Origin of the sequence: Sphingobacterium sp. 18053 (assembly GCF_902706145.1) — a bacterium.
GTDB lineage: Bacteria > Bacteroidota > Bacteroidia > Sphingobacteriales > Sphingobacteriaceae > Sphingobacterium > Sphingobacterium paramultivorum.
Genome location: NZ_CACSJW010000003.1, coordinates 298,170 through 324,867, shown reverse-complemented (window position 1 = coordinate 324,867; position 26,698 = coordinate 298,170). Strand labels below are relative to the sequence as shown.

Below are 26,698 nucleotides of genomic sequence, written 5' to 3'. Positions count from 1 at the left end.
ACAAATATTTTTTTACAGAATAATCATAAAGAAATGGTAATACGAAAAGAGAAACTAGATTTTCTAAAATTAGAAGATATTGATTCCGCTTCGAAGGGAATCGTTATTATGCCTATAGCAGCTTTTTTACAAGCTAAAGCAAATCAAAATACGCTCCATCTAAGATCTTTTTATACCCTTTTGTTTATCAAGAGTGGTGAACTGTCTATGGTAGCGGATCAGAGCGTACAGATTATAGCTGGCCATGATATAATCAGCATAAATTCAAATTGTGTGTGTAGTTTTCAGGCAGGTTCGTCTGTAGAAGGATACAGTGTCTTATTTACAGAATCTTTTTTCATGGAAAGGCAGAACACTGCCGTAAGAAACTTCTTTCATTTTTTAAGGAGTAGATGTAAGCACGCTTTTGTGCTCTCAAAAGAAGATATGATCAGTTGTCTACATATAGTAAGTTTGATGGAAACAGCTTATAATCCAGTCAAGTTGAGTGCTCACGGTGTATTGAGCCGCTACTTAACCATGCTGCTCCAGATTTTGGGACGGCAAATCGTGGTCGATCATGTGGCTGTAAAGCAGGAGGAAGATGACGATAAAATCCGAAGTTTCGAATCTTTGGTTGATAGTCACTATGCGCAGCAGCGTTATCCGTCATTTTATGCAGCGCAATTGAATATATCGATCAACTATCTTAATCGGATTTGTCGAAAAAAAAGATCGACGAGCTGCGGTACTATTATCCGTGGACGCATACTATTGGAGGCCGAGCGACTGCTTTATCATACTTTTAAAACTGTAAAAGAAATTGCCTTTGAACTTGGTTTTGAAAATGTACCATATTTCAGTACATTTTTTAAAGCAAATAAAGGAATGAGTCCTGAGGAGTTTAGGAAAAATTGTTGATGTAAATATGACTAAAAGCCTTTTTCATGTAGTTGAAAAAGGCTTTATTTTTCCATTGTAGCATCTTCCTGGATCTTCACAAAAAGAATAAAAGTGTATTTTCCATTTCCTTTTTATATTTTAGTAGTAAGATTCAACCAATTATCTTCTATTACCAAAAAGTATTGAGATAAATTTATGTTCGCTTAACAGTAAAGTTAAATGGACATCGTTTATTTATCCATATTTTTTTACGATAAGAAACAACCGATGAGTTTAAAGGAAATGCCTATTGAAATAAATACGTTCACTCTTTTCCAGCAAGGAAATGAGCAGGCTTTTCGACGTGTGTTTGAAAAATATCAGCCACAGATTTTTTCACGCGCATTATATTTCTCAGGTCAGTTGGAAGAGGCAGAAGAAATTACACAGGAAGCCTTTGTGCAGTTACATCGTTATCGTGAAAAAATAAACACTCCGGAATCAATTTATCCCTTTTTATATCGCGTTGCCAAACGTATGGCTATTTCTGGATTTAGGCGAAAGGTATTGCGTGATCAATATGAACTCGATCAACATGCGGATTGGGAAGAAGCTGGACAGGCATTGGCACAACAACTGGACTACCGTGAGCTTCAACAAGAATTGGAAAAAATCATCGGAGAACTTCCTGAACAGCAGCAGCGTATCTATCGTCTTAATAAGCTGGAAGATCATAGTTATCAAGATATTGCCGAACAGGTGGGGCTATCCAAAAATACGGTGCGCAATCATCTGGCCCTGGCAAGTAAATTTGTCCGTCTTCGTCTGGACAAGATTTTTCTGTTTTTTTTGTAGCATAAAGCATCTTTAACGTAAGTAATAGTAACCTGGACAGCCAAGGGTTGATGCCGCTTTTATTATTTTTTAAATACTTTACAATTCCATTGGTACATCTTTCTTTTTCGTTCGATTAGTTAGTATAGAAGAGCAAAGAAAGCATGAATGAAAATAAGGAGTACAACGAACTGATCAAAAAATATAGAAGAGGTTCTTGTAATGCGGCGGAGATCAAACGGATTCGGGAGTTGGTAAATGACCCTAAGTTTATTGCTGCTTTGGAAGAGCAGTGGGAAAAGGGAGAGCATGTTGTCGAGGAGACAGCTATCGACAAAGAGCGACAATTTCAGCACATTTTATCCCGTATAAGGGCGGATAGGAAAATTGGAGCTATTCCCGCCGTGGATAGCGTCGTAGAGCCAAGGCGTTTGTGGCTTAAAGTGGCAGCTTCTGTTATTTTAGGCGCTTTTGTAGCTTCACTATATTTTTATTTGCAGCAACCCTCTATACAGACTGTCGAAAGAAGATTGGCCAGCCAAGATTCGGCCGTGGTACCGGGAAGGCAGACAGCTCAGATCCTATTTGATGATGGAACCGCTGTCGATCTTGAGAAAATCATTGGAGATACTACCATCGTGCGCACATCGTTTACTGTTCGTAAAACCAAAGACGGAAAAATTACCTACCATTTCCCGCAGGGGCAAGCTGAAAATAAATTGGTGTATAATACGATTGTGACACCTAAAGGCGGTGAGTACAAATTGGTGCTTCCCGATGGTACACAGGTGTGGCTCAATGCTATGACGAAAATTCGCTACCCCATCAATTTTCGGGCGCAGATTCGGGAGGTTGATCTGGAAGGTGAAGCTTACTTTGAGGTCACAAAGGTCATGAATGGAGGCAAACGCGTTCCTTTTATAGTGAAAACGGGTGGGCAGTCGTTGGAGGTGCTAGGGACAGCTTTTAATATCTCCAGTTATAATCAGCAGGTTGTTACTACACTTACTGAAGGAAAAGTGAAATTGACCTATGCGGGAGCCCAAGTTGGCGAGAAGTTCCTGATACCCAATGAACAGTCACGATACGATATCAAGAAAGCTGTATTTACCAAAGCTGTGGTTGATCCTTTTTACTTCATGGCATGGAAAAATGGAAATTTTGCCTTTGACAATGCTTCGATCTATGAGGTGATGGAGGCAATTAGCCGCTGGTATGACGTCGAAATCCGCTATCATGGTAATTTGGAAAAAGTTCGTTTTTCGGGTTCTATATCCCGATATGAAAATATCGATAAACTGTTGAAAACAATCGCTCTAGCCGGGGGTGTCCGCTTTGAGCGGAAGGAAAGGAGGGTAGAGGTGATGTAACAGGAAAAAAACAGGAGTGTTGGAAGCACTCCTGTCTAATTGATGGATTTTGGATAAATCCTAGATTGATAGATCAAGTCGCTTATTATTAATTTATCAACCAATGCAAATTTATAAAAAAAATCGGGCTCGCGTTTTCCCGATGAAGGAAAACGTATGCTTTAAAATTCCAATTTCAATGAAATTGTCTATTGCTTTGCCGCTCTTATTTGCCGCAAATATGCATGTCGGAGCGATGACTTACGCGCAAAAGGTAAGTTTATCCATGAAAAATGCCAAACTATCTACCGTTCTCAAAGACCTACAAAAGAAAAGTGGTGTTAATATTTTCTTTAACGAGTCCATCTTTTCGGAAGATAGGCTTGTCAATGTAAATTATAGAAATGTACCATTTAACGATGTATTGGAAGACATCTGTAAGCGATACAAGATCGATTACAAGCGTGTAGATAATAATATTGTATTGAATCGCACCGCGGTTGCCTTGTCGAAAACAGAAGACATTCGGATGAATATTCAGAAACGGCAGCTCACAGGGATAGTCAAATCGGTAGACGGTAAGGGTCTTGCTGCTGTAACGGTAACAGAAAAAGGAATGGGCAATAAGACCAGTACCCAAGCGGATGGGAGCTTCCGAATTGAGGTACAAAGCCAAAATCCTGTTCTTCAGTTTACGATCGTAGGTTACCAGGCTAAAGATGTCGCTGTCAATAATAACAATGTATTGACTGTTCAATTGGATACGGTGATCAATGCAATGGATGAGGTTGTCGTTGTGGGATATGGAAAGCAGACGAAGCAGGATCTAACAGGTTCTGTCAATCAGTTGGATGAAAAGAGTTTCAGACAGGGAGCGGTCATCTCGGCCGATAATCTAATTCAAGGTAAAGTTCCCGGCGTGCGTGTAGTAGGGAACAGCGGCGAGCCAGGCGGTGGCGTGGATGTAACGATTAGAGGGGTAGGTTCTATCCGCAGTGGCAGTACACCGCTATTTGTTGTTGATGGAGTACCCTTGAGCAATGAAAATGTGAGTCCTGGTGGTCAGGATATCGGTTTTGGTTCAAGTAGACCTAAAAATCCACTGAATTTTCTGAATACAAGCGATATCGAATCCATTACGGTACTTAAAGATGCTTCAGCAGCGGCAATTTACGGGGCGAGAGGTTCTAACGGCGTGGTGATTATTACGACAAAAAAAGGCAAGAAGGGGGAGGCCAATCTAACGGCTGATTCGTATCTGGGATTTTCTTCGGTGGCTCATAAAGTAGATGTGATGTCTGCCGAACAATACCGCAGTGCAATAAAAGATAAGGCTTTTGATCACGGTAGTAACACCGATTGGCAGGATGTGGTCTATCGTACGGCAAAAACAAGGAACAATTCCCTCTCCTTTTCAAAAGCAAGTAGTACAGGTAATTATTATGTGTCTGCCGCACAAATGGACCAGCAGGGGATTGTACAGAACAGTGATTTTAGACGAACTTCTGCTCGTGTTAATGCTTCCGAATCGTTTTTGGATGATAAAAGGCTTACGGTTGGATTTAACCTTACGGCTAGTGAAACCAAAGATATTGGTGTACCGACAAGCGACAATACGGGGGCATTTGGCCAATTGATTACACATACCTTGATGGCTAATCCCACCCGTTCGGTATTTGATGACAAAGGGAATTTTACAAATTTTAATATGAATGCGCATTACAACCCGATGTATCTGTTGGATATCTATCGGGATAATACGCGGACACTGCGTGCATTGGGTAATTTGGATATTTCTTTTCGCATTATCGATGGGCTGGTATACAAGTTCAATTTGGGAATTGACCGCGCCATGGGTGAACGGAATACCACTATTTTCCCCAATATTACCGACCTCAATCCCCGAGGAAGATTCATGAAATATAATCAGAATTCGAAAAATACTCTGCTCGAGCATTACCTGAATTATAGTAAACTGATCGATAAACATAAAATTGAAGCTTTAGCGGGATTTTCCTATCAGAAATTTGATAATGGAGGAAATGGTTATACCATTGATGGTATCGCAAATAAGGGGGAAGGTGTACTTCCTGAAAATAATCCGGGCTACGCTGGGCGTCCAACAACAGCGACAGGTTTTTCTCAGGTGAATGAACTGCAGTCCTATTTTACACGTGTAAACTATAGTTATGACAATCGTTACCTGTTGACAGCTTCCTTGCGTGCCGATGGATCGACCCGGTTCGGAAAGAATAACAAATATGGCTATTTTCCTTCATTTGCCTTGGGCTGGAATATCGCGAAGGAAAACTTTCTGAAAGAGACCAATTGGCTGACTGACTTGAAATTCAGGGCCAGTTGGGGGAATACGGGTAATCAAGAAGTGCAGAATAAGATCACCAAAGCGAGTTATTCCTTGGCAGCTGGCAATGGCTATTACATGAATGACGATCTTGCACTGGTCAACGGCGTATCTGTCAATCGTACACCCAATCCAAATTTAAAATGGGAGGTTGTGACACAAACAAACTTCGGTGTTGATTTTGATTTGTGGAAAGGTAAATTGTACGGAACATTGGAATACTACAATAAAACCACCACAGATGCAATATTAAATATCCCTTCGCAGGTATTGAGTCCTACGGCCGATATTTGGGTCAATATCGATGGTAAATTGGTGAATAAAGGATTTGAGTTTTTACTCGGATCAAAGTTGATCAATAAGGAAGGATTTAGCTGGACAGTGGATGTCAATGGCGCTACACTGCAAAATAAGATCCAAGATTTGCCAGTATCCGAAATTCTTTCTGGCGCTATTGCAGGACCGGGGCAATCTGGTGTGAACGTCAATATTTATAAGAGCGGATATGCTGCCGGCTCCTTTTATTTATGGGATTATGAAGGAGTAGATGATAAAGGTAATTACCAATATAGTGACCAGCGTCGAATTATCGAAGGGGCTTTACCTAAATTTACCTACGGTCTGAACAGCCAAATGTACTATAAGGCATTTGATTTTTCTTTTTCATTTATTGGACAGTTGGGCGGTTATAATTTTAATAATATGGCGATGAATGCCTTGAATATTAATAATCTGGCATCGGATAGAAACGTGTCCAATAGGTATTATGCGCCCAATATCAGTCCTTCCAATAACCCGCAGATTTCAACGCTTTACCTCGAAAAGTCTGATTTTATTCGTCTTAATTCTGTTCGTTTAGGCTATACGATACCTTTGGTCAGCAAGAAATGGGTTCAATCTGTTGGATTGTACGTAACGGGACAGAACCTATGGACGGTAACAAAATATTCGGGATATGATCCGTTAATCAACAGCCCGCGTGTAAGTAACGGCAACCAGTCACTGGGGGTTGATTATACGGCCTATCCTTCGGCGAAGACATTTTTATTTGGTGCAACGATTAAATTTTAGTGATGAAAAAGATTTTTTTTAATAAATATATCCTCTGCCTATCCTTTATGTTGCTTTTAGGTAGTTGTACAAAGTTGGATGAACAGGTACTCGATGAGGTTCTTGGTGACGATGCTTCAAATCCCGAAGGCGCATTGGCCGCGGCTTATGATCGTCTGGGAAAAGGAACTTTTGTTGATCATGGTGGTGTTTTTGCCCTCCAGCAATATACCACTGATGAAGCTATTTTGGCAACCCGTGGAAGCGATTGGGGGGATGGCGGTAAATGGCGTTCGATGCATGAATTTACCTGGACACCAGATAATGCCATTGTCACGGACAATTGGAATATGTTAACCAATGGAATCACACGAGCAATGACGGCGGTTAAAGCTGTGACTGAGTCAAATATCCCACAAAAAAAGCTCTTTCTTGCAGAATCCAAAGGACTACTGGCATTCTATATGTATACGGTTCTGGATTTGTATGGTCAGGTTCCTTATAGAGACCCTTTGAATGAACGGGCACCTTTGGAAATAAAAAAGGCGGCCTCCACTATTGATGAACTGATTGTAGAAGTCGAGAGCTTACTTCCTGATTTGGCTTCATTGGGCGATCAATCCACCCACAATGGTCGATTTACCAAAGAAGCAGCCTACGGTTTATTAACACAGATGTATCTCAATCGCGCTGTTTTTAAAAACAGGATGGCAAATACCTATGAATTTACCGAGAAAGCTGCTTCTGGTGATGGAACAGATATGGATAGGGTCATCTATTATTCTTCACTGCTGATCAATTCTTCAAAATTCCGTTTGGAAAGCAACTATTTTAATAGCTTTTCCATTAAAAATGAGAAAGGCCCAGAGCTAATCTGGGTAATTACACAGAAAATCGATAAGATCAGAAATGGATCCAATTCTTTTGCTTATGTCTGCGTCGAACGTAACCAGCGACCTACTCCGGTAAATCGTGGTACCAATGCAGCCTGTATCACACCTGAATTTTATGCGACGTGGAATGGAAATCATGATGATCCACGTTTCTCAAGAAAGTATCAATATGGCGACGGTACTTGGTTTTATAATGATCGGGAGCAAAGTGTTCCATCGACAGATATTGTACCGGGGACAAATCTGATGTGGTTTCATTTTAACCGCGGGATTATTGAAGGCCAACAGTATGGGCCAAAGCTGACTGCAAATGGGGCTTTTGAAATGACCGCAGACGGACGTATTAAGGTATCGCAATTGTCTATGGAGAAAAGCGCTGGTACAAAGATGGTATTTACTCCAGAACTCAATTTTGACGATCCCAAACAGGCTGTCTTTAAGCAAGATCAAATCAATCGTGGTGTTCGGGTTTTTAAATATGAATACGATCCCGGAGACGGCAATGGCTCAAGTAATGTCGATATTCCATTGGTGCGCCTTGGTGCAATTTACACAATGCGTGCCGAAGCTTATTTCAGAAAAGGAGAAGTGAATTTGGCGCTCAATGATATTAATAAATTACGTTCATCACGCACGAGGGAGTCACTCTATGGAAGTGAACCTGGGAAGACAATTTCCTCTTTAAATGCGGGCGATCTTTACCGTGAAATTGCTTTTGAAACGTACTGGGAGCTGCTTCGCCGCCCACAAATGATACGTTTCGGAAAGTATGATCTGCCTTATAGTGCCAAACCGGCAACACAACCGTTCAGGCGTCTGTTTCCCATTCCACAAAGTGTCATGGATGTGACGAAGGATTTTAAACAGAACGAAGGTTATTAAAAACGGGGTCCTTAATAAAATACTCCCCTATTCCTTAATAGGGGAGTATCAAATACTATTGAGACCGCTGGATTTCCTTTGTGTATCTTGGTGAACCAACCTTATTTTTTCTTTTCCGATTTTTCCTTACCATCAACAGGTAAATCCAATATAGCCATTAATAATAGATAATAACCTTTTTCCAATCCTATTTTTTGTGCTTTTTGGTGTATAGTGTCCATATCTTTAGTTAATTATTGTTTAAATTCTAATTTGCTATTTGGGTAAACAGAATCAAATGCTGTACCCAAAAGCTTCCCTTGGTCCCTTAACCGTATTTTTAGGGTGTAAATAACGTAGCGCATTCACTTTATGACAAAAAAATACGGACTACTCAAGTATTTAATGCAGTGAACGTATCGGACGTATCCGCAGTGAGATGTAAAAAGTACATGAACGTCATTGCTGTAAAACATTTTCAAGGCCAGTATTGTCATACTTCCAATTAATAATTAAAACAGGTATTTATGAAAAAGATAATTCCATTTGCGCTCATGTCGAGTTTATTGGTGCTCGTGTCGAGCTGTGCAGCAATTGAAGGTATATTTAAAGCTGGTGTGTGGTCGGGCATCCTATTGGTTGTTGTCGTCGTCGCTATTGTCATTTGGTTGGTGAGCAAGCTGTTTGGCGGATCAAAATAATGATATGAATAGGATTTTCGCTAATTCGGGACTTATTGTTTTTCGACGAGATATTTCCAGTAACGTTTGGGAACATGTCTTAAGTGAAGCTTCAGGTTTTTGCGTGATTCAATAGAGGTACTCTTAAAATAAGTCTTCCAGAGATGCTGATAATCTTTTTCTTGAGGGTCGAGATCCACTTCTAGCTGATATGGATCTTGAGCCTCATGTGTATTGTTGTTGGATACCTCCAAGATATTTTTGCCATCATAATGGAAGCCATAGTTTCGCCGTATATCATAAATTAACCAGCACTGGTCGGCGAATCGATTTTTAAAGAAGTCTACAACCAGAGGAATCACATTGAAATCGGGTTCAACGATGGCTGTGTAGAGATTATCGTTAGACTTGACAAATCGGATAAAAGCTTTCATGCGGTGTCGTTCGCGGCTGATCTTTTTGATCGTCTGATGGATACGGAGTATAGGTGGGTATCCATAATTGCGTATATCCAATTTTCCCCTTCGAAAAAGTTCAACGATCAGTCGAAATCCATTGAGCCATTCCGATTGATTATCGGACAAAAAGTTAAGATAAAAAATTTTTGTTTCTTGTGCTCCGAGTATCTTTTCCATTCCCACTAAAATGCGCATGGCTTTTTTTACATCAGTATGAACCTGTCGCTTCTCCGAAAAAATATTAATTTCCATAGACTTTTCTGTTGTAGGAATGCTATCAAATTCTTTCCGTTCAAAGGCCTCAAATACACAACAGAGGTATCCGGAATAACTTCCGTCAAAAATATAGTCCATTAGAAAAGTGTTAGCTGGGTATTGGAAGCCGTGACCTGTGCACGGGGATTAGTTTCAAGAATAGACTTTCTGATGTTTTCGGGATAGTGGAAGCCTCCAGCGATGAGTGTATCCTGGCAAACCATAAAATATTTGGCACGATTATAGGCAATTCCTATTTTTCGAAGTTGATATTCCTTTAATTTTCCATATTTGCGTGACTGTACAATTTTGTTTGCGGATTGCCTGCCAATACCGGGGATTCGGATAATCCACTCATACGTAGCGCTGTTGATGTCGATGGGAAAAAAATGCGGGTTGCGTAACGCCCAAGCAAGCTTAGGGTCTATTTCTAGATCGAGATGTTGATGCGTGCTGTTGAGTATTTCATGAAGCGAAAAACCATAAAACCGAAGTAGCCAATCTGTCTGATAAAGTCTGTTTTCACGTACAAGAGGTGGTGATGTCCCAATTTGGGGAAGGTTGGAATCGGTCGCGTTGATTGGAATATAACCCGAATAATAAACCCGTTTGAGATTGTAATCTTTATAGAATGTATTGGCGGCCTGCATAATCTGTAGGTCGCTCTCTGGAGTTGCTCCAATAACCAGCTGTGTACTTTGGCCTGCTGGTACAAACAAGGGTGTTTTCTTGTCTTTTTTTCTATCCTGCCGAAGGTTGAGGATTTCATTTTTAATAATCGCTAGAGGCTCGCGAACGGATTGATGATCCTTTTCGGGAGCAACTAGCTTGAGTCCCTCCTCAGTGGGAATTTCGAGGTTCACACTCATCCGGTCAACATATAGGCCTGCTTCTTTTAATAACGATTCACTCGCACCCGGAATGGCCTTGAGATGGATGTAACCATTAAACCGTTCTTCCGTCCGAAGTTTCTTGACGACCAACATTAAGCGTTCCATGGTGTAGTCGGCAGATTTGAAAATACCCGAACTTAAAAAAAGACCCTCAATATAATTACGACGGTAGAAGTTCATGGTCAATTCGACAACTTCCTTCACCGAAAATGCTGCCCGTTGTACGTCATTGCTTCGTCGGCTCACACAAAATGAACAGTCGTAGATGCAATAATTAGTCATTAAAATTTTTAGCAGGGAGACGCAGCGACCATCTTCGGTGTAGGTATGACAAATGCCACTAGTCGATGAATCACCTATACCACCACTATTTTTTCGTTTACTTCCGCTTGAGCTGCAACTTACGTCATATTTAGCGGCATCAGCTAATATTTGCAATTTATCATCAAAACCAAACATGATTTATTCTCTAATATTCCGATGTAAAATTACTAATATTATTAGTATTAAAAGTGCGTAAAATTACTTGATTTGCCTTTTTTTATTCGTACTTTTCCCCTTTCACTGCTGAAGATAGCCTGAATTTGCTAAAAAAATAAACGATTTTCTACAGGATACTGTTCCTTAATAAACGACATATTATGGCAGAGAATAATTTAAATAACAAAGAAGCTTTAGATAAGCTTAAAGCAATTGTAGACCAAATCGATGTGGGAACAGTGTGTTCATTCCCAGCTGAATCGGAGTATCCACATGGGGTTCCAATGAGTAGACAAGAAGTAGACGAAGATGGAGATATTTGGTTTATTTGTTCTGCTGAGAGCGATACCTTTAAGAATATTGCACAGAACCCAAAAGCTTCCTTATTTTATGCGGACCCAAAACACTACACCTTTCTAAGTATAAATGGTAAAGCGAGTCTTTCGCGAGATCAGGAAAGGATAAATCGTTACTGGAACAAAATGATGGAAGGATGGTTTGAGAAAGGTAAGGAGGATCCCAATATCCGATTGTTGCGTGTTACGCCTAAAGATGCTCATTATTGGGATTCAGACTCCAATATGATTGTCAACCTGTTTAAGATGCTAAAAGTTAGACTAACAGGTGAAACGGAAGATATAGGTAAAGAAGGAGATCTGAATATTTAAGTTGCTTAGCTGAAGAATTTACAGCAAATACAAGCTCCTCAGCATTAAAAATGAGGAGCTTTTTATCGTAATCAATAAACTGCTTACACTCTTCACGCGTTTCCTTTAATTACACGCAGAAGCACTGCAATGATAGCGATAACCAAAAGAATATGAATTAGCCCTCCGCCAACAAATCCGCCAAAAAAACTGATTGCCCATATCAGGACCAAAATAACAGCGATAGTATATAATAGATTTCCCATAGTAATGATTATATGTGTTTATTGAATAACAATATTTATCCAGCGATGGTTTACTATTTTTTCTCTTTTTTCCACTTGCGGATTCTCCCGACTGCATTTTGATAAGGTGAAGCGGTGTTAAATTGAATCATTCTGCCTAAGGTCCATTTTCCATACCAGGTTACACCATACAGCTGCATGTTTGTTTTTTGCTCAAGGAGTTCCACAATTGTTAAAACAGTTTGATCTAGTTTTGCGCACAAAGTCGTAAAATCGAGGTCGGCATAATCCTGATAAAATTTTTGAGCCAGTTTGCCTAGCTCATTCCATTTAAAACCAGTCTCCGGAAAATCAACTTCTTTGTCATCTTCACTTTTCTTATTCCATTTGAGAACCAGCTCACCCCAGCCAATTAAATAGGAAATTAGATTATTTATACTCATTACTGTTCCTTTAGCATGACCCTGGAGTATAAGAAGATTAGTTTGATCGACTGGAATATCGGAAAGTTCACAGACAAGCTTGCTGTAATTTGTACGTATAGCTTGAAGGAGTTCGTCTTTTGTGGTTGGTATAGCCATGGCATAAATGTGAATCATGCATAAGATACAGATTATTATGTAAAATTGATTAGCTCGGGATGGAGTTGTAGAGCAGAACGCGTTCACAAGCTCGCAACAGACAATGTTTGACAATGCCCTTTGTTTTAGTCTGATAGCCTTTTTTGAATATATTACTGGAATTGAAAAAACTGAGCCTCTAAAAGTGTAAAAAATATGGTTTAATTAGTATTTTTTTGATAAAATTTATTGTTTTATTGTGATCATGTTGTGTTTTATTCTGTTTATAGCGAATATTGTTGTAAGCATTTAAGTGGTGTTTTTTATAGAAAAAATACGTATGAAATGTGCTGCCGATGAAATAATAAACTGAAAAATTGATACAAACATGAAAAAGATTTTATTGTTAGTGACCGTGGTTATGTTCGCCGTTTCGGGCGCATTCGCTCAGATCCATAAACCTGTAAAATGGACTGTGGCCAGCAAAAAATTGAACAACAAGGAAGCTATGGTTTACGTGAAGGCTACCATTCAAGATGGTTGGCACATTTACTCTCAAAATGTAAAAGACGGAGGACCAATTCCAACATCTTTCAATTTCAGTAAAGCCGCTGATTATGCGTTGGTAGGTAAGACTGCTGAACCAAAACCAAAGATTAAACACGAAGAGGTTTTCAAAATGGATGTAGGATACTTTACAAATGAAGTGATCTTTCAGCAAAAAGTTTCGCTCAACAAAGGAACTGCAACAGTAAAAGGTACAGTGGAATGGCAAGCTTGTGACGCTTCACAATGTCTTCCTCCCGATGAATATGCTTTTGCTGTAACGATCAAATAATGTCATAAATAACAGCAATTAACCATCTAAAGCGATTTGGTGCTTGGGATAATTGATAGAAAAAGGAAAATTTAAGGATAAAGGCGAGGTATGATTACCTGGCCTTTTTTGTTTAAAGGCCCTTTGGTATAAAAAATAGCCCCTTTGGTATAATATGTTAAATCTATTTTTTACGGAATTTTAGTTTTGTTTAAATGGATTACACAAACTTACTTCAGCAGGCAGATCTTTTTTTAGTGCAGAGTTACCGCGAGAACCACAATCCACAACTGTGTTTTCACACGATTGATAGGGTTCGTGATATTGTAAATGCGGTAGTTATCCTGAGTGAAAAGTATAGCTTGACGGTCGAAGATAAATTCGTCGTAAATTGTGCCGCTTATTTTCAGGATATAGGTTATCTATTTGAAGGGGTAAAAGGAACCCGTCAGAGGAGCGCATCTGCAGCAAGGTGTTTTTTACAGGAACATTTGGTTGCAGAGTCCGTAATCAAAAAAGTTGAAATGTGCATTTTTGCAACAAGGCCCTCGAAAAAGCCAGAAAATCTGCTGGAGGAAATAGTTGTGGATGCGGTCTCATTTCATTTGGGGAGTAAAAGTTTTGTTGACCTTAATCAAAGGATGTATCTGGAGGTAAATTATAGGAAAAATCAGGTGGTCGATGAGCGCATCTGGTATGCTCTTACCCTAGTCTTCTTGCGAAATCATGCTTACTTTACACTGGAAGCCCGAATATTGAAGGAAAGTATAAAGAAAAATAATATAGCCTATTTTGTGAAGTTGCAAATTACAGGAAAACAGTTATTGGTCTAATGTAATGATGTGTTTTATGGTAAAAATGATAAAGATAGATCGATTAAAGTTGAAACATTGTACACTAGTTTGTTTTTTGATCGTGGGATTGTTCGGTTTCAAGACCGCATGTTACGGACAAATAGGGTTTGGACTTCGGGTTGGTGGTAATATTTCGCGTGCAAGTGGGAATGCATTTGGCGCCAATAGAATGGGATATCAATTGGGTGGAGATTTGATATTTGGGCTTAATAGCAAAATGGATATTCAAGTTGAACCTAGTTATAATTTAACCAGAATACGTGTTAATGACAACACAGCTTCCCTTTCCGGAGGTTTGTCCAAAGGGACTCGTTCGCTGAAATATCTCAACACTCCGGTGTACCTTAAAGTTAATTTTACAAGAAAATTTTCCATCCTGGGCGGTCTAGACCTTAATATGTTGCTCAATGACGACGCTTATAAACTCAATGATGGAAAACCAGCGTTCAACAGTCGTACACGGATAGGCTACGCATTAGGGATAGACCTTGGCGCGCTGTATTTTAGATACCGACAGTTCAAAAAGAATAATAAAATCGTAGACAACTGGGATGCACATATTGACCAGTATCAACTGGGATTTAAAGTGCGTTTGTTTTAAGCTAATAGTTCCACTGGTAGGTAACCTTTACAGACTTTCCTGTGCTGTAAGCTGAGCCGCTCTGATTTTGCTACATCAGGCGGCTTTAACTTTTTTAATGATTTACTATTTGTTGTGGGGATGTTTATTGCTGGATATCAAGGATATTTCAATATCTTGTGCAGACAAACCAATAGTTCCTTCCACTCAATTCGGGACGGCAATAAATTATAAACGAATGGACAGAAGAAGTTTTTTTAAGAAAGCCAGTTTAGTTAGCCTGAGCGTATTGGTCAGCAAATTTCCTGTATGGTCAAATACCGTATTTGCCTGGGAAAAACCTGTTCACAACATTCCAGAGGTAAAAGGTCTCAGCAGGCAATGGTTTGATTCGCTGTATGAAAAGGGAGAAAAAATCACCTATCGAAAAAGTAAAAACGAGCTTCGGTACATTGGAATGCCTGTAGGTGGTTTACATTCGGGTACGGTCTATATAGGAGGTGATGGTCGGCTATGGCTGTGGCAGATATTTAATACGGCTTATGATGGTGAGCGCGAGGGGATAGAGCCCAAAAATGTGCAATGGAACAATGGAAAAGAATTGGTCACTGTACGGCCGAGGGATGGATCTGCTTATATTGAGCCTGCTATAGCAGACAACCTGCGGAGTATGGAACAGGGCTTTGCGATTTCGACCTTAGTCGACGGAAAGCAGGTTATCAAGGAGCTTAGGGAAAACCACTGGGATGAGGTTGCATTTGAAGCAACATATCCAACATGTCTAATAACCTATAGCAGTATCGATTTTCCATTGGATGTGGTGTTGGTAGCCTATTCACCATTTATTCCTTTGGATCAGGATAACTCTTCTTTGCCACTTACCACCATACATATCGAATTGCAGAACAAGGGCGACGCGCCGGTCGATGTAACGGTCACGGGCTGGATGGAAAATGGTGTACATAAAGGACGGAAAGATTTTGATACTGTACACAAACGCTCTTTCCTCGCGGAACATGCCGATACTCAAGTGTTGCTTTTTAGTTGCGATCAGGTTCCTACTCAAGCCATGGAAGCTGGCGACCATGGATCAATGGCTTTTACCTGTATTGATATAGAAGCGCAACCCACGACGAGGTTACAGGAATGGCCTGTAAAACCGCAGGAGGTAAAGGCAGATAGGGTGGATTCGACCGTCGATTTTTCGGATTTGCAAGTAGGTGCCTTTACGGTAAAACGGACAATAAAAGCGAAGGCGACAAGCCAAATTTCTTATGCAATATCCTGGTATTTTAACAATCCACACCCTAAACTGAAACTTCACCTCAAGGATGCGCAATCGGGTTATTGGTATGGTGCCAGGTTTAGTAATGCGGCCGAAGTAATCAATTATTATTTGAACAATCGTGAAAAACTCGAGAGGGAAACCATGTCATGGCAGCAGACCTGGAATGATACAACACTGCCGTACTGGTTTATGGATCGCACTTTTGTCAATATAGGCACACTGGCCACAGCAAACACCATGCGTTTTGCTTCGGGAAGATTTTGGGGCTGGGAAGGAGTAGGGGCATGTGCCGGTACCTGTACGCACGTTTGGCAATATGGGCAGTCCATGGGCAGGATATTTCCGGATCTTGAACGTAATCTACGTGAAGTGACGGATCTAGGTGTTGGCTTTCAGTCTGATACCGGTGCCATCATCTTTCGTGCTGAATATGAAAAAAGACCGGCTATTGATGGGCAGGCTGGTGTTATTCTACGCTTCTATCGCGATCATCAGATGAGCAGCGACAGCACATTTCTTGAGCGAAACTGGCCTAAACTTAAGAAGGCTGTCCAATTTGTTCTTGATCAGGATAAAAACAAGGATGGTATGACCGATACGCCAATGGAAAATACACTTGATGCGGTCTGGGAAGGTGAAATTGCCTGGATTGTCGGATTATGTCTCGCAGCAATACAGGCTGCTGCATTGATGGCGAAGGAAGTAGGTGATAAAACGTTTCAAAAATTGTGTTTGGAATACGTTAGGAAGGGATCTGAAAATATGGATAGCAAACTCTTTAATGGAGAGTATTATATTCATCGTCCCGATATGCTGCAGGGGCGAAAGATGCTAGGCTCTTATAATACCTGTCATATTGACCAGGTGTATGGTCAGGCCTGGTGCAGACAAGTGGACATGCCGGGGGTCAATCGTCAGGAGAACGTGGTGTCTGCATTGAAAGCACTCTGGAAATATAACTTTACCATGGATGTTGGCCCCTATATAAAAACGCATCTTGGCGGAAGGCCTTATGCCTTGGCTGGGGAGGGGGGCATGGTTATGAACACTAATCCAAAAAATGAAGACAAGGCTTATGGCGACAATACTACCTGGCAATTAGGTTATTTCCATGAATGTATGAGTGGCTTTGAACATCAGGTCGCTGCACATATGATGGCTGAAGGCATGGTTGACGAAAGTTTAACATTGACAAGGGTGATCCACGATCGCCATCATGCTGCCAAGAGAAATCCTTTTAATGAGATTGAATGCAGCGATCATTATGCACGTGCCATGGCAAGCTATGGAACCTTTATCAGCGCCTGCGGTTTTAGTTATCATGGGCCGAAAGGGCAGATTGGATTTGCCCCTAAGTTAGGAAAAGCAGATTTCAAGGCGCCTTTCACAACAGCAAAAGGATGGGGGACATATGCCCAGAAGCGAAAAACTAAAGGGGTATGTCAGTGTACACTGACCTTGAAATATGGTCAATTGATGCTTCATGAATTTCATCTAGGTGATGCGGATGACCTATCGCTCAATAAAAAACAACTCATTGTAAAGCAAAATGAAAGGTCGATTGAACTGGTTGCGCTGAAACGCACTGATGGACGTCTGATCCTTAGTTTTAAGGAGCAAGTCATGCTAAAAAATGGAGATACACTAATAATACAATGGCTATGAAAAAATGGATAAATAATTTGCTTCTTTTCATGATGCTTGCTGTGATGGTCGCTTGTGAATCATCGCCACGTCATTTGGGTGATCCGCCGTTAAAACCAGACTGGAAGGATTTATTTTCGCAGCAATTACCTTTGTTAGGTCACCGCAATTGGATATTGATTGTTGATAAGGCCTATCCGGCTCCTGCTACCAAAAATATGCTGATTATTAATACGGGAAGAAAGATGCCTGAGGTATTGGATACCGCATTGCGACTACTCGATAAGCAAACACATATAAGGCCTGTTTTTTACCAAGATAAGGAGCTTGGATACTTAGATGAAACCATCGCGCCAGGCTTAAAAGCATATCAGGAGAGTCTAAAGAAATTACTTCCGAACATAAAATTAACCCCGCTGATGCACGAAGAAGTATTTGCGAAAATGGATAAAGCAGCACAGCTTTTTGGTGTTGTCGTACTGAAGACCGAGTCAACTCTGCCTTACAGTTCCTTGTTTATCGAACTGGACTGCAAGTATTGGGATGCTGATCGTGAACGTATCTTAAGGCAACGTCTTGCTGATCAGGTGAAATGAAACTTATCTTAATCATTGATAAGTTTTTAATGGCATTTGGAAGACTTTTTGTTTAGTGCGTACAATAATAAAGCAACAGTGTTGCATTTAAGTATTATTGTTTTTACATTTGTGAAAACGAAATTACTATGAGCAGCATTTCCCAAAAAACTAAATTGCCTGTCACCGTTTTAAGTGGATTTTTAGGCGCAGGAAAAACAACACTATTGAATCATATTTTACACAATAAGGAGGGTAAGAAGGTGGCCGTCATTGTCAATGATATGAGCGAAGTGAACATCGATGCACAGGCTGTTGAGCGCGAAAATGTACTTTCACGAACGGAAGAAAAATTAGTAGAGATGAGCAATGGATGTATTTGTTGTACATTAAGAGAGGATTTGATGGTGGAGGTGGAGCGACTAGCGAAAGAAAACCGTTTTGATTATCTTCTTATCGAAAGTACTGGTATTTCGGAGCCTATCCCTGTTGCCCAGACATTCAGTTATGTTGGTAATGATAATGCGATTGACCTGTCTACATTCAGCTATATTGACACCATGGTAACAGTTGTGGACTGTTTCAACTTTGCCAAAGATTTTGGAAGCGCCGACACCTTATTAGATCGAAAATTAACGGACGACGACTGTGATAATAGGGCGATCGTAAATCTGTTGACTGATCAGATCGAGTTTGCGAATGTTATCCTCCTGAATAAGGCCGATCTGGTATCTGAGGAAACTTTGGGTACCCTGGAGGCTGCAATTGGGCGGCTCAATCCAGGTGCAAAGCGTATCCGTACACAATTTGGACGCGTCGATCCCCGGGAAATTATGGGTACGGGCTCTTTTAATTTTGATGAAGCTTCATCTTCGGCAGGGTGGATCAGGGAACTTGAAAATGAACATACACCCGAAACAGAAGAGTACGGTATTTCATCTTTTGTTTTTCGATCGCAACGGCCCTTCCATCCACAACGACTGCACCGTTACCTCAACGAGCGCTACCCGCACAATATCATACGGGCCAAAGGTCTCCTGTGGTTGGCCTCCCGCCCGCATTTGGCCATCAGTTTTAGTCAGGCAGGTGGTAGCGTAAGGTTGGAAAGTGCAGGCTCATGGTGGAGTAGCATGCCCGAAGAGCAGCGCTATCAGTATCCCAGTTATGCCGAAATCAGAGCTGAACTTCTTAAACGTTGGCATCCGGAATGGGAAGATCGAAAAAATGAATTGGTATTTATAGGTCAGGATCTGGATAAAGAAAAATATCTGGCGGAGCTGGAAGAATGCCTGTTGACCGAAGAAGAAGGCGATGACTGGCGTTTTACCTGGTGGAAAGACGAATTTCCTAAAAATATTTAAAACTATTTGCGATCTGCATCGGTTAAAAAAGTAAGTAATGTAGGTTAGATATTGTATTTTTCGAAGGCCAGGGGTTGATTTCTTGGCCTTTTTTATGCTGATTTGTCAGATCTTGCCCGAAAACTATGCTGAACCTTTATCAATCCGAACATTTAAAAAAACAAACTTTTTTTGTGTTATGGTTGTGTTAAGATAGAAAGTTAGCTACGATTAAAAACAGGCGTATGGGTTTGTCAAAATATCGCGAAAAGCGTTCCGCAGGAAAAACACCGGAACCCTTTGGAGGTAGATCAAGCGGAAAGGAATTGTGGTTCGTCGTGCAGAAGCATGATGCTTCGCATCTGCATTATGATTTTCGGCTTGAAATGAACGGGGTGCTCAAAAGTTGGGCGATTCCTAAGGGGCCATCTATGGACCCATCTGTCAAACGCTTGGCCATGATGGTTGAAGATCATCCTTACGATTACCGGAATTTTGAAGGTATCATACCAAAAGGACAGTATGGTGGTGGTACAGTTATCGTGTGGGATGAAGGGAGCTATGAAGCTTTAGCTCCTGAAACCAATGATGTTGCAAAAATGGATAAGAATCTTCGACATCAGCTTTATAGCGGAAAGCTCAAATTCAGATTGTATGGAGAAAAATTGAAGGGAGAATTTGCTTTGGTAAAAGCATACGGAAGAGGAGGAAATGAATGGCTACTGATGAAGTTGGAAGATCAATATGCAACAAGCAAGGATGTTATAGCAAAGGATAAATCCGTATTGTCGGGAAAGACGATAGCAGAAATGGAAAAATCGCCCGATAAAGTCTATGGACAGCCTGTTGTTAAAAAGAATAGTATATCAAAAAATAAAAGCAAGAAAAGTTGGAATGCTGCTGAAATAATCAGCGGCCAATTGGAAGAACTGCCTAAAAAGAAAACGGCTGAGACGCTGAAACAAGCGTATAATATCACCGACTTGCTAAAGAAATCACCGAAGCAAGTCTTTTATACTGCGGTGCAGCCCATGCTGGCGACGCTGATCGACAAGCCTTTTGATGATCAAAATTGGGTATACGAGGTGAAATGGGACGGTTATCGTGCTGTTGCCTTTATCAAAAATGGCAAAATTGAACTAAAATCCAGAAATGACAAAAGCTTCAATGAAAAGTTTTATCCAGTATATGATACCCTGAAAAGCATCGCGATCAATGCCATACTCGATGGTGAGATCGTTGTATTGGAAAAAAATGGAACGGCCAATTTTGCGGCCCTACAAAACTGGAGAAGTGAGGCGGATGGCGATTTGGTATATTATGTATTTGATATCCTTTGGTACGATGGAAAAGATCTAAAAGGTCTTTCGCTATTGGAAAGAAAAGCGATTTTAAAGGAAGTAATGCCGCAAAACGATTTGATTTTATTGAGTGAACATTTCGATACATCGGGCGTTGAATTTTTGAATGAAGCCAAAAAACTCGGTCTTGAGGGTATTATGGCCAAACGCAAGGAAAGCGTTTACCATATACATGAGCGTTCATCTGACTGGTTGAAAATCAAGGCTAATAGGCGTCAGGAGGTTGTTATTGGCGGTTTTACAAAGAACGAAGGCTCCAGTAAGCTGTTTAGTAGCCTATTGGTAGGCCTATATGAAGATAAAAAGCTTATTTATACCGGAAAGGTCGGAACAGGATTCAGTGCAAAATTACAACAAGAGCTGATGGCGCAGTTCAAACCCTTGGTCACAAAAAATAGCCCGTTTGATGACGAACCCGATATCAACAAATCCTCACGATTTAGACCCAGCCCTCCTCATACCGCTGTCACCTGGCTACATCCCAACCTGGTTTGCGAAGTGAGCTTTACAGAAATGACCGTTGACGGCGTTATGCGACATCCCTCATTTGACGGCATGCGTAACGATAAAAATGCCAAAAAAGTGATTTTGGAAGAAGAGCAGGCCGTTAATGAGATTATTGGCAAACAATCAAAAGAGGGAGATGGGATGCGAAAGAATAGTAAGGAAGGCAGTTCGGATAAGAAAAACTATAAAACAATGCTAAACCCCAAAGACAAAACCCAGGTTCAGAAGGTAAATGGACATGAGTTAAAATTTACCAACCTCGATAAACTATTTTGGCCTGACGAAAAGATCACCAAGCGCGATTTAATTAATTACTATGAGCAGGCTGCACCTTTTATTTTACCATACCTTAAAGATCGACCACAAAGCATGAATCGATACCCAAATGGTATCAAAGAAGAAGGGTTCTATTTCAAGGATGTTACTGATACAGTACCGGAATGGGCAGAAACTTATCTTTACCAAAGTGAGGCCGATGGCCGTGATCGGCATTATCTGGTCGGAAAAGACGAGGCTACATTGTTATATATGGCTAATCTTGGCTGTATCGAAATGAATCCCTGGAGTAGTACCGTCAGAAAACCGGATAATCCGACCTTTTGTATCATTGATCTGGATCCGGATAAAAATACATTTGATCAGGTTATTGAAACCGCCCGGCTCACCAAACAACTTTTAGATGATATGGGGGTACCTTCGTATTGTAAAACAAGTGGTTCCACGGGACTTCACATATATATACCATTAGGAAATAAATATAATTACGATCAGTCCAAGGAGTTTGCGCATATTATTGTCACCCTGATTCATGCGGAGCTACCCGAATATACCAGTTTAGAGCGAACTGTTCGTGATCGGAAAGGTAAAATATATCTTGATTTTCTTCAAAATAGACCACATGCTACCATTGCTGCAGCATATTCAGTACGTCCCAAGCCTGGAGCGACAGTGTCCATGCCATTACATTGGGATGAAGTTAAAAAAGGGTTGAAAATTAGTGATTTCACCTTGTTTAATGCGATTGAAAGAATGCATGAGCTGGGGGATATCTTTAAACCTGTATTGGGGAAAGGGATCGATCTGAAAAAAGTAATTGATACACTCTCAAAAAAATAGTTCAAAAAAATAGTATTGATATAACCTGAATATAGAAACTCATTGACCGATCTATTCGGTGAAATATAAGTAACGAGATTGTCAGAATAATCATCAGTTATTTAGAATAGTTTTAAATAGATGACTTTGGATGTATATTTGGAAAGCAGAAAAGGTATAGCTTTTAACTGCATACTGATTTTATATTGAACGATTATTGTTAGCTAGATGAATAAAGTAGAACTGTTTGAAAATGAGCGCGCAAGTGGCTATGACCAATTTGTTGAGAGCTGGATTCCCAATTACCATTATTTTTTAGATCAGCTGCCGAAGCTCCTCCGAGAAACTGAAAATAAGGATTTATTGGTGGTAGGATGTGGCACAGGAAATGAAATAGAACGTTTTGTTGACACAGCAGAATCTTGGACAATAACCGGGGTAGATCCGTCGCCTGAGATGATTAGTCAGGCCCTGGAAAAATTTGAAGCGGACGAAAATGTTCATCTTGTCGAAGGTGTGGTAAGTGATTTGGACGAGGAGAAACAATATGGTGCTGCGACGCTTTTGCTTGTATTACACTTTTTAGAAGACAATGGCGAAAAATTGGTTATGCTCCAAGATATTTCCAAGAGAATGATGTCGCAAGCACCCTTGTTATTATTAGATATTACGGGCAATAAGGAGCAGATTCAACAAAACTTGCAGTTGTTGAGACTTCTTCTGCCCAAGGGGATAGATGAAACACAGGTCGCTCAAAGATTGCGAAGAATCGAGCATGAATTGTTGCATGTCTCGGAAGAACGATTAGCCGAGCTCTGTGAAGAAGCCGGATTTGAACCTCCTGTTCGATTCTTTCAATCATCGATTTATATGGGGTGGATAACCCGAAAAAAAGATATTATTTCCTTTTCTTAGCAAAGGGATTGAAGGAAAGCCCCGCATTAATATAAAACGAAGGATCGGGATTTGCTTCCCATACATAATCGCGCTGGGTTTTGTTTTTTTCAAATACGCGTGCACGAGGTATGGTTTTTAGTCCTGATTTAAGGGTGGCAATAAAAGATCGGCCCAGGTTATGTTCATAAGTCAGACCCGAATTGATCTCCATCTGACTGAAGGTATATACTTTTTCAGCGCCCTGAAAGTTATAGAGGTAAAAGATCGTACTATTTAAATCGGAACCTATTGAAACGCGGCCATTCCGCAAGACCTCTTTTCGAAGGTAGGCTCCTTTAGGTAAGATGACATCAAGTATCATCCCATTGGCAAATTGTTGCTTGTAGGCAAAGGTTGGGAAAACCGGAATAATGGCTGCCGGATCTATAAAGCCGATGAGGCCCACCGCCATTTGAATCTCCCGCGTAGCTTTTAGTACCACAGTAGCAGATAATATCCCATTAATGCGTTCTATTGCTTTTTCACTCCCATTGGCAGCAATCGTTGCGGTATAAAATGCTACTTTGCCCCATAAACGTGAATAACGGGTAAGATTAAGTGATTCGTAATGATAATGATATTGATGGGTTGACTGTATGGTGGATTGTGCGATGGGGTCTAAACGATTGGAGTTTACAGAAGTGAACTGATAGCCAATATTGGTACCCAAGTTCCAGGTTCTGCTCTTTAAAAAATTAATGTTGATACTACCTCCGGCTTGGTACATCGATTCTACTTTTGTTTTAGGTAAATCCTGACCTTGGAGTTTTGATGAATAACTGTATCCTGTATTGGATTCATAGGTCAAATTGAGGACCCGTGTTATGGGGAATTTGTCAGTAACAACAGCCCTCACTTTTTGCTGTACGCTATCTTTAGTCTGTGCGATTGAAGTGGATATACGAAACAATAGTACAAACACTAAAAGTATTTTTTGCATAAATGTATGATTAAAATCATTGTAAGGATAGCCGAAATTTGTAGGTGGTATTTTTTTTTTAGACCAACAGGTCTTGTTTTTATACAAAAGTCCAATTTAGGGGAACAGTGAAAAGGAACGTTAAAAATCATCTCCCAGTTTTGGTATAAAAAAAACAGGTCTTCGTATAAGAGATCGGATTCTTGCCAAGAAAAGCTTTATTTTTGTTATTTAGGTTAAAATCATTCTAATGCATGCAAGACTTCAATAATAGCATTGTTTTAAGGTATTTTACAGAAAATAAATTCAGGCCACTGCGACATGTGTTTTTTCTGATCGGTTTACTGTTGCTCTTTGCAAATGCAAATTCGAGTTCTCATTTTCAGGGTAGTTATCGGTTTTATTTTTCTATTATCCTATGGTTTGTATTCGTCTGCATGTTTTACGCCAATATGTATGTACTGATACCCAAGTTTTTCTTTAAGGCTAAATATGAGTTATATGTCTTAGCATTGATACTGCTGGTAACGGCCAGTTTGCTGGTGGTCATGTACATTGCAAATTACATCTATTCCATTCATATTCCCGCTATAAAAAAACCGGAGTCGGACTCTATGGGGCTAATCGCCGCATTATTTATCTGTATTCCGATTATTCTAACCACCACGACATTTAAGCTTTTTAAACGTTGGTTGGAAGACAATAAGCGTATTTCTGAACTGAAAAATCTGGCTTTGACCACAGAGCTTGTTTCCTTAAAAAATCAGATTCAGCCACATTTTTTATTCAACATGCTGAACAACGTTAAAGCTTTAATTCGAAAAGATCCGAATATGGCTACCGAGGTCATCATGAAGTTATCAGATTTTCTAAGATATCAGCTGTATGAAAATAACGATGATAAGACACTTCTCAAGTCCGAAATCAACTTTATAAGCAATTTCCTGAAATTGGAGGAAATACGTCGCGATAACCTAAAAACGCGTATATCTTGCCCAATAGAATTGGAAAAAAAAGGTGTATTTCTACCGCCGCATCTATTTACGGCCTTTGTTGAAAACGCGATTAAACATAGTCTCAGCGCCGGTGATGCTGATACTTTCATCACAATCCATTTTTCTGAGACGGATCAACAACTTTGTTTTGAATGTGAAAATTCGAAAGATCCCGACAACTCATTTGTCCGAAGCAAATATAGCGGACTGGGATTGGCTAATGCCAAAAGACGACTGGATCTGCTGTATAGAAATGATTATGAACTGTCTGTGTCAACAACTGAGACATTATATAGCGTTAAACTTACTATTCCCTTATGAATTGCATTATTGTAGACGATGAACCCCTGGCTAGGGAAGAAATGAAAAATTTAATCGAAGAAATTTCGTCTATTCAGATAGTAGGTACATTTTCCAATGCGATATCGGCATTGGAATGTATCAAGACAAACCCGGTGGACTTACTTTTTTTGGATATCGAGATGCCGACAGTCAATGGACTCGATTTTGCACAGTCTCTTCCCAATGACAAGCTGGTTATCCTGACGACTGCCTATGCGCAATATGCACTGAAAAGTTACGAATTGGATGCAATAGATTATCTGTTGAAGCCGATCAATAAAGACCGTTTGGCAAAAGCGATCGATAAAGCAATAGCCTATAAAAAATTACTAGCGTTAAAAGAAAACCAAAGTACGGTTGAGAAGGCCAGTGAGGACGCACTTTTTATTAAATCGGATAGGAAATTCTATAAAATTGCATTTACCGATATTCGCTTTATAGAAGCACTCAAAGATTATGTGGTCATCTATACCCGGAACAATAAACTGATTACTGCAATGAATTTGAAGACAATTCACCAGAAACTTCCGGTGAGCCTGTTTGCGCGTACCAGCAAATCCTATCTGATTAATTTATCGTTTATTGATTCTTTTGATAACCATACTGTTTACATCGATAAGTTTGAAATCCCGATTGGTGAGATCTATAGAGAATCTTTCTTTAAACAATATACCGGAGGACTCCTCTGATCTGATGGCTGATTTAAGCCATCACAAAGCGATCCAGAAAATCAACTTGGATACCATAACTACGTAGGAAATTTGTCAGATAGTCGACACAACACTCTTCTGTTTCGAACCGGAAAATAGCATCCTCATCATCAATATCAACCGTAGCATCTTGTACTTGTGGAAGATGGGTCTTGACCAATTGCATCAAAAAATTTTTCTTGTCTTTGGTCTTCACTGAACTTTTAAAAATCATCACTTGCCTAACTTTCATCGCTACTAATTTATTTGCGTTCAAAATCATTTGATTCCCCAATCACCTGAGTTATCCTTACAAATCTATGCTTCT

23 protein-coding genes are annotated in these 26,698 nt (G+C 40.1%); 17 read left to right on the top strand and 6 right to left on the bottom strand.

The window, feature by feature from the left end:
- The first annotated feature begins 33 nt into the window (after positions 1 to 33).
- The 6 genes from GVK91_RS08290 to GVK91_RS27370 all read left to right on the top strand — a co-directional run bounded on the left by GVK91_RS08290 (position 34) and on the right by GVK91_RS27370 (position 8,911).
- Positions 34 to 900 (top strand): helix-turn-helix domain-containing protein, encoded by an 867-nt coding sequence (locus tag GVK91_RS08290; protein WP_159727860.1) that lies wholly within the window; start codon positions 34 to 36, stop codon positions 898 to 900.
- A gap of 249 nt (positions 901 to 1,149) precedes the next feature.
- On the top strand, positions 1,150 to 1,716 hold the full coding sequence (locus GVK91_RS08285) for an RNA polymerase sigma factor (protein ID WP_159727858.1): 567 nt from the start codon (positions 1,150 to 1,152) through the stop codon (positions 1,714 to 1,716).
- 143 nt (positions 1,717 to 1,859) lie between these two features.
- A complete protein-coding gene (locus tag GVK91_RS08280) occupies positions 1,860 to 3,065 on the top strand; it encodes a FecR family protein (protein WP_159727856.1) in 1,206 nt (401 codons plus the stop codon).
- Between the two features lie 178 nt (positions 3,066 to 3,243).
- Positions 3,244 to 6,477: a SusC/RagA family TonB-linked outer membrane protein gene (locus GVK91_RS08275; RefSeq protein WP_235032815.1), complete on the top strand. Its 3,234-nt coding sequence runs from the start codon at positions 3,244 to 3,246 to the stop codon at positions 6,475 to 6,477.
- Between the two features lie 2 nt (positions 6,478 to 6,479).
- Positions 6,480 to 8,231: a RagB/SusD family nutrient uptake outer membrane protein gene (locus GVK91_RS08270; protein ID WP_153846214.1), complete on the top strand. Its 1,752-nt coding sequence runs from the start codon at positions 6,480 to 6,482 to the stop codon at positions 8,229 to 8,231.
- 506 nt (positions 8,232 to 8,737) lie between these two features.
- Complete coding sequence (locus GVK91_RS27370) at positions 8,738 to 8,911, top strand: hypothetical protein (RefSeq protein ID WP_167512259.1); 174 nt, start codon at positions 8,738 to 8,740, stop codon at positions 8,909 to 8,911.
- 32 nt (positions 8,912 to 8,943) lie between these two features.
- Here GVK91_RS27370 and GVK91_RS08265 read toward each other — a convergent pair whose 3' ends face one another.
- The gene (locus GVK91_RS08265; RefSeq protein WP_159727854.1) at positions 8,944 to 9,702 is read right to left on the bottom strand and encodes a TIGR03915 family putative DNA repair protein; all 759 of its coding nucleotides are present in this window, start codon (positions 9,700 to 9,702) and stop codon (positions 8,944 to 8,946) included.
- Positions 9,702 to 10,955: a putative DNA modification/repair radical SAM protein gene (locus GVK91_RS08260; RefSeq protein WP_159727852.1), complete on the bottom strand. Its 1,254-nt coding sequence runs from the start codon at positions 10,953 to 10,955 to the stop codon at positions 9,702 to 9,704. The genes GVK91_RS08265 and GVK91_RS08260 overlap by 1 nt, the downstream gene beginning before the upstream one ends.
- Before the next feature lie 182 nt (positions 10,956 to 11,137).
- Here GVK91_RS08260 and GVK91_RS08255 point away from each other — a divergent pair, with 182 nt between their 5' ends.
- Positions 11,138 to 11,644, top strand: coding sequence for a pyridoxamine 5'-phosphate oxidase family protein (locus GVK91_RS08255; protein WP_159727850.1), 507 nt, complete (start codon positions 11,138 to 11,140; stop codon positions 11,642 to 11,644).
- A gap of 92 nt (positions 11,645 to 11,736) precedes the next feature.
- On the opposite strand, the gene GVK91_RS08250 is transcribed toward GVK91_RS08255, so the two are convergent.
- Both GVK91_RS08250 and GVK91_RS08245 read right to left on the bottom strand, forming a co-directional pair.
- On the bottom strand, positions 11,737 to 11,889 hold the full coding sequence (locus GVK91_RS08250; RefSeq protein WP_112376008.1) for a lmo0937 family membrane protein: 153 nt from the start codon (positions 11,887 to 11,889) through the stop codon (positions 11,737 to 11,739).
- A 53-nt stretch (positions 11,890 to 11,942) separates the two neighbouring features.
- Positions 11,943 to 12,467: a ClbS/DfsB family four-helix bundle protein gene (locus GVK91_RS08245; protein ID WP_276521427.1), complete on the bottom strand. Its 525-nt coding sequence runs from the start codon at positions 12,465 to 12,467 to the stop codon at positions 11,943 to 11,945.
- Between the two features lie 349 nt (positions 12,468 to 12,816).
- On the opposite strand from GVK91_RS08245, the gene GVK91_RS08240 reads away from it, so the two are divergent.
- The 8 genes from GVK91_RS08240 to GVK91_RS08205 all read left to right on the top strand — a co-directional run bounded on the left by GVK91_RS08240 (position 12,817) and on the right by GVK91_RS08205 (position 23,404).
- The gene (locus GVK91_RS08240) at positions 12,817 to 13,266 is read left to right on the top strand and encodes a protein-disulfide reductase DsbD N-terminal domain-containing protein (protein ID WP_075993535.1); all 450 of its coding nucleotides are present in this window, start codon (positions 12,817 to 12,819) and stop codon (positions 13,264 to 13,266) included.
- Positions 13,267 to 13,460: 194 nt separating this feature from the next.
- Entirely contained in the window at positions 13,461 to 14,078 is a 618-nt protein-coding gene (locus tag GVK91_RS08235) for a hypothetical protein (RefSeq protein ID WP_159727848.1), read from the top strand.
- 25 nt (positions 14,079 to 14,103) lie between these two features.
- Complete coding sequence (locus tag GVK91_RS08230) at positions 14,104 to 14,700, top strand: outer membrane beta-barrel protein (RefSeq protein WP_159727845.1); 597 nt, start codon at positions 14,104 to 14,106, stop codon at positions 14,698 to 14,700.
- A 217-nt stretch (positions 14,701 to 14,917) separates the two neighbouring features.
- Entirely contained in the window at positions 14,918 to 17,632 is a 2,715-nt protein-coding gene (locus GVK91_RS08225) for a GH116 family glycosyl hydrolase (RefSeq protein WP_159727843.1), read from the top strand.
- Positions 17,629 to 18,207 carry an RbsD/FucU domain-containing protein gene (locus tag GVK91_RS08220; protein ID WP_159727841.1) on the top strand — a complete coding sequence of 193 codons (579 nt, stop codon included), beginning with the start codon at positions 17,629 to 17,631 and terminating at the stop codon, positions 18,205 to 18,207. The genes GVK91_RS08225 and GVK91_RS08220 overlap by 4 nt, the downstream gene beginning before the upstream one ends.
- Positions 18,208 to 18,335: 128 nt before the next feature.
- Positions 18,336 to 19,547 (top strand): GTP-binding protein, encoded by a 1,212-nt coding sequence (locus GVK91_RS08215; RefSeq protein WP_159727839.1) that lies wholly within the window; start codon positions 18,336 to 18,338, stop codon positions 19,545 to 19,547.
- A gap of 224 nt (positions 19,548 to 19,771) precedes the next feature.
- The gene (gene ligD, locus GVK91_RS08210) at positions 19,772 to 22,510 is read left to right on the top strand and encodes a DNA ligase D (RefSeq protein WP_159727837.1); all 2,739 of its coding nucleotides are present in this window, start codon (positions 19,772 to 19,774) and stop codon (positions 22,508 to 22,510) included.
- A 207-nt stretch (positions 22,511 to 22,717) separates the two neighbouring features.
- Positions 22,718 to 23,404, top strand: coding sequence for a class I SAM-dependent methyltransferase (locus GVK91_RS08205; RefSeq protein WP_075993530.1), 687 nt, complete (start codon positions 22,718 to 22,720; stop codon positions 23,402 to 23,404).
- Here GVK91_RS08205 and GVK91_RS08200 read toward each other — a convergent pair.
- The gene (locus tag GVK91_RS08200) at positions 23,388 to 24,365 is read right to left on the bottom strand and encodes a hypothetical protein (protein WP_153846204.1); all 978 of its coding nucleotides are present in this window, start codon (positions 24,363 to 24,365) and stop codon (positions 23,388 to 23,390) included. The two genes, GVK91_RS08205 and GVK91_RS08200, sit on opposite strands and share 17 nt — an antisense overlap.
- A 233-nt stretch (positions 24,366 to 24,598) precedes the next feature.
- Between GVK91_RS08200 and GVK91_RS08195 the strand changes: the two genes are divergently transcribed.
- Together GVK91_RS08195 and GVK91_RS08190 are read left to right on the top strand one after the other, a co-directional pair.
- Positions 24,599 to 25,660 (top strand): sensor histidine kinase, encoded by a 1,062-nt coding sequence (locus GVK91_RS08195; RefSeq protein WP_070568077.1) that lies wholly within the window; start codon positions 24,599 to 24,601, stop codon positions 25,658 to 25,660.
- Complete coding sequence (locus GVK91_RS08190) at positions 25,657 to 26,370, top strand: LytTR family DNA-binding domain-containing protein (RefSeq protein WP_153846203.1); 714 nt, start codon at positions 25,657 to 25,659, stop codon at positions 26,368 to 26,370. Before GVK91_RS08195 ends, GVK91_RS08190 begins: the two co-directional genes overlap by 4 nt.
- Before the next feature lie 13 nt (positions 26,371 to 26,383).
- On the opposite strand, the gene GVK91_RS08185 is transcribed toward GVK91_RS08190, so the two are convergent.
- The gene (locus tag GVK91_RS08185; protein WP_153846202.1) at positions 26,384 to 26,623 is read right to left on the bottom strand and encodes a hypothetical protein; all 240 of its coding nucleotides are present in this window, start codon (positions 26,621 to 26,623) and stop codon (positions 26,384 to 26,386) included.
- Positions 26,624 to 26,698: the final 75 nt, after the last annotated feature.

What these genes read in the sequence shown, in the direction of transcription:
- GVK91_RS08290 (WP_159727860.1), top strand. Translation starts at nt 34, where the DNA reads ATGGTAATACGAAAAGAGAAACTAGATTTTCTAAAATTAGAAGATATT.
- GVK91_RS08285 (WP_159727858.1), top strand. Translation starts at nt 1,150, where the DNA reads ATGAGTTTAAAGGAAATGCCTATTGAAATAAATACGTTCACTCTTTTC.
- GVK91_RS08280 (WP_159727856.1), top strand. Translation starts at nt 1,860, where the DNA reads ATGAATGAAAATAAGGAGTACAACGAACTGATCAAAAAATATAGAAGA.
- GVK91_RS08275 (WP_235032815.1), top strand. Translation starts at nt 3,244, where the DNA reads ATGAAATTGTCTATTGCTTTGCCGCTCTTATTTGCCGCAAATATGCAT.
- GVK91_RS08270 (WP_153846214.1), top strand. Translation starts at nt 6,480, where the DNA reads ATGAAAAAGATTTTTTTTAATAAATATATCCTCTGCCTATCCTTTATG.
- GVK91_RS27370 (WP_167512259.1), top strand. Translation starts at nt 8,738, where the DNA reads ATGAAAAAGATAATTCCATTTGCGCTCATGTCGAGTTTATTGGTGCTC.
- GVK91_RS08265 (WP_159727854.1), bottom strand. Translation starts at nt 9,702, where the DNA reads ATGGACTATATTTTTGACGGAAGTTATTCCGGATACCTCTGTTGTGTA.
- GVK91_RS08260 (WP_159727852.1), bottom strand. Translation starts at nt 10,955, where the DNA reads ATGTTTGGTTTTGATGATAAATTGCAAATATTAGCTGATGCCGCTAAA.
- GVK91_RS08255 (WP_159727850.1), top strand. Translation starts at nt 11,138, where the DNA reads ATGGCAGAGAATAATTTAAATAACAAAGAAGCTTTAGATAAGCTTAAA.
- GVK91_RS08250 (WP_112376008.1), bottom strand. Translation starts at nt 11,889, where the DNA reads ATGGGAAATCTATTATATACTATCGCTGTTATTTTGGTCCTGATATGG.
- GVK91_RS08245 (WP_276521427.1), bottom strand. Translation starts at nt 12,467, where the DNA reads ATGATTCACATTTATGCCATGGCTATACCAACCACAAAAGACGAACTC.
- GVK91_RS08240 (WP_075993535.1), top strand. Translation starts at nt 12,817, where the DNA reads ATGAAAAAGATTTTATTGTTAGTGACCGTGGTTATGTTCGCCGTTTCG.
- GVK91_RS08235 (WP_159727848.1), top strand. Translation starts at nt 13,461, where the DNA reads ATGGATTACACAAACTTACTTCAGCAGGCAGATCTTTTTTTAGTGCAG.
- GVK91_RS08230 (WP_159727845.1), top strand. Translation starts at nt 14,104, where the DNA reads ATGATAAAGATAGATCGATTAAAGTTGAAACATTGTACACTAGTTTGT.
- GVK91_RS08225 (WP_159727843.1), top strand. Translation starts at nt 14,918, where the DNA reads ATGGACAGAAGAAGTTTTTTTAAGAAAGCCAGTTTAGTTAGCCTGAGC.
- GVK91_RS08220 (WP_159727841.1), top strand. Translation starts at nt 17,629, where the DNA reads ATGAAAAAATGGATAAATAATTTGCTTCTTTTCATGATGCTTGCTGTG.
- GVK91_RS08215 (WP_159727839.1), top strand. Translation starts at nt 18,336, where the DNA reads ATGAGCAGCATTTCCCAAAAAACTAAATTGCCTGTCACCGTTTTAAGT.
- ligD (WP_159727837.1), top strand. Translation starts at nt 19,772, where the DNA reads ATGGGTTTGTCAAAATATCGCGAAAAGCGTTCCGCAGGAAAAACACCG.
- GVK91_RS08205 (WP_075993530.1), top strand. Translation starts at nt 22,718, where the DNA reads ATGAATAAAGTAGAACTGTTTGAAAATGAGCGCGCAAGTGGCTATGAC.
- GVK91_RS08200 (WP_153846204.1), bottom strand. Translation starts at nt 24,365, where the DNA reads ATGCAAAAAATACTTTTAGTGTTTGTACTATTGTTTCGTATATCCACT.
- GVK91_RS08195 (WP_070568077.1), top strand. Translation starts at nt 24,599, where the DNA reads ATGCAAGACTTCAATAATAGCATTGTTTTAAGGTATTTTACAGAAAAT.
- GVK91_RS08190 (WP_153846203.1), top strand. Translation starts at nt 25,657, where the DNA reads ATGAATTGCATTATTGTAGACGATGAACCCCTGGCTAGGGAAGAAATG.
- GVK91_RS08185 (WP_153846202.1), bottom strand. Translation starts at nt 26,623, where the DNA reads ATGAAAGTTAGGCAAGTGATGATTTTTAAAAGTTCAGTGAAGACCAAA.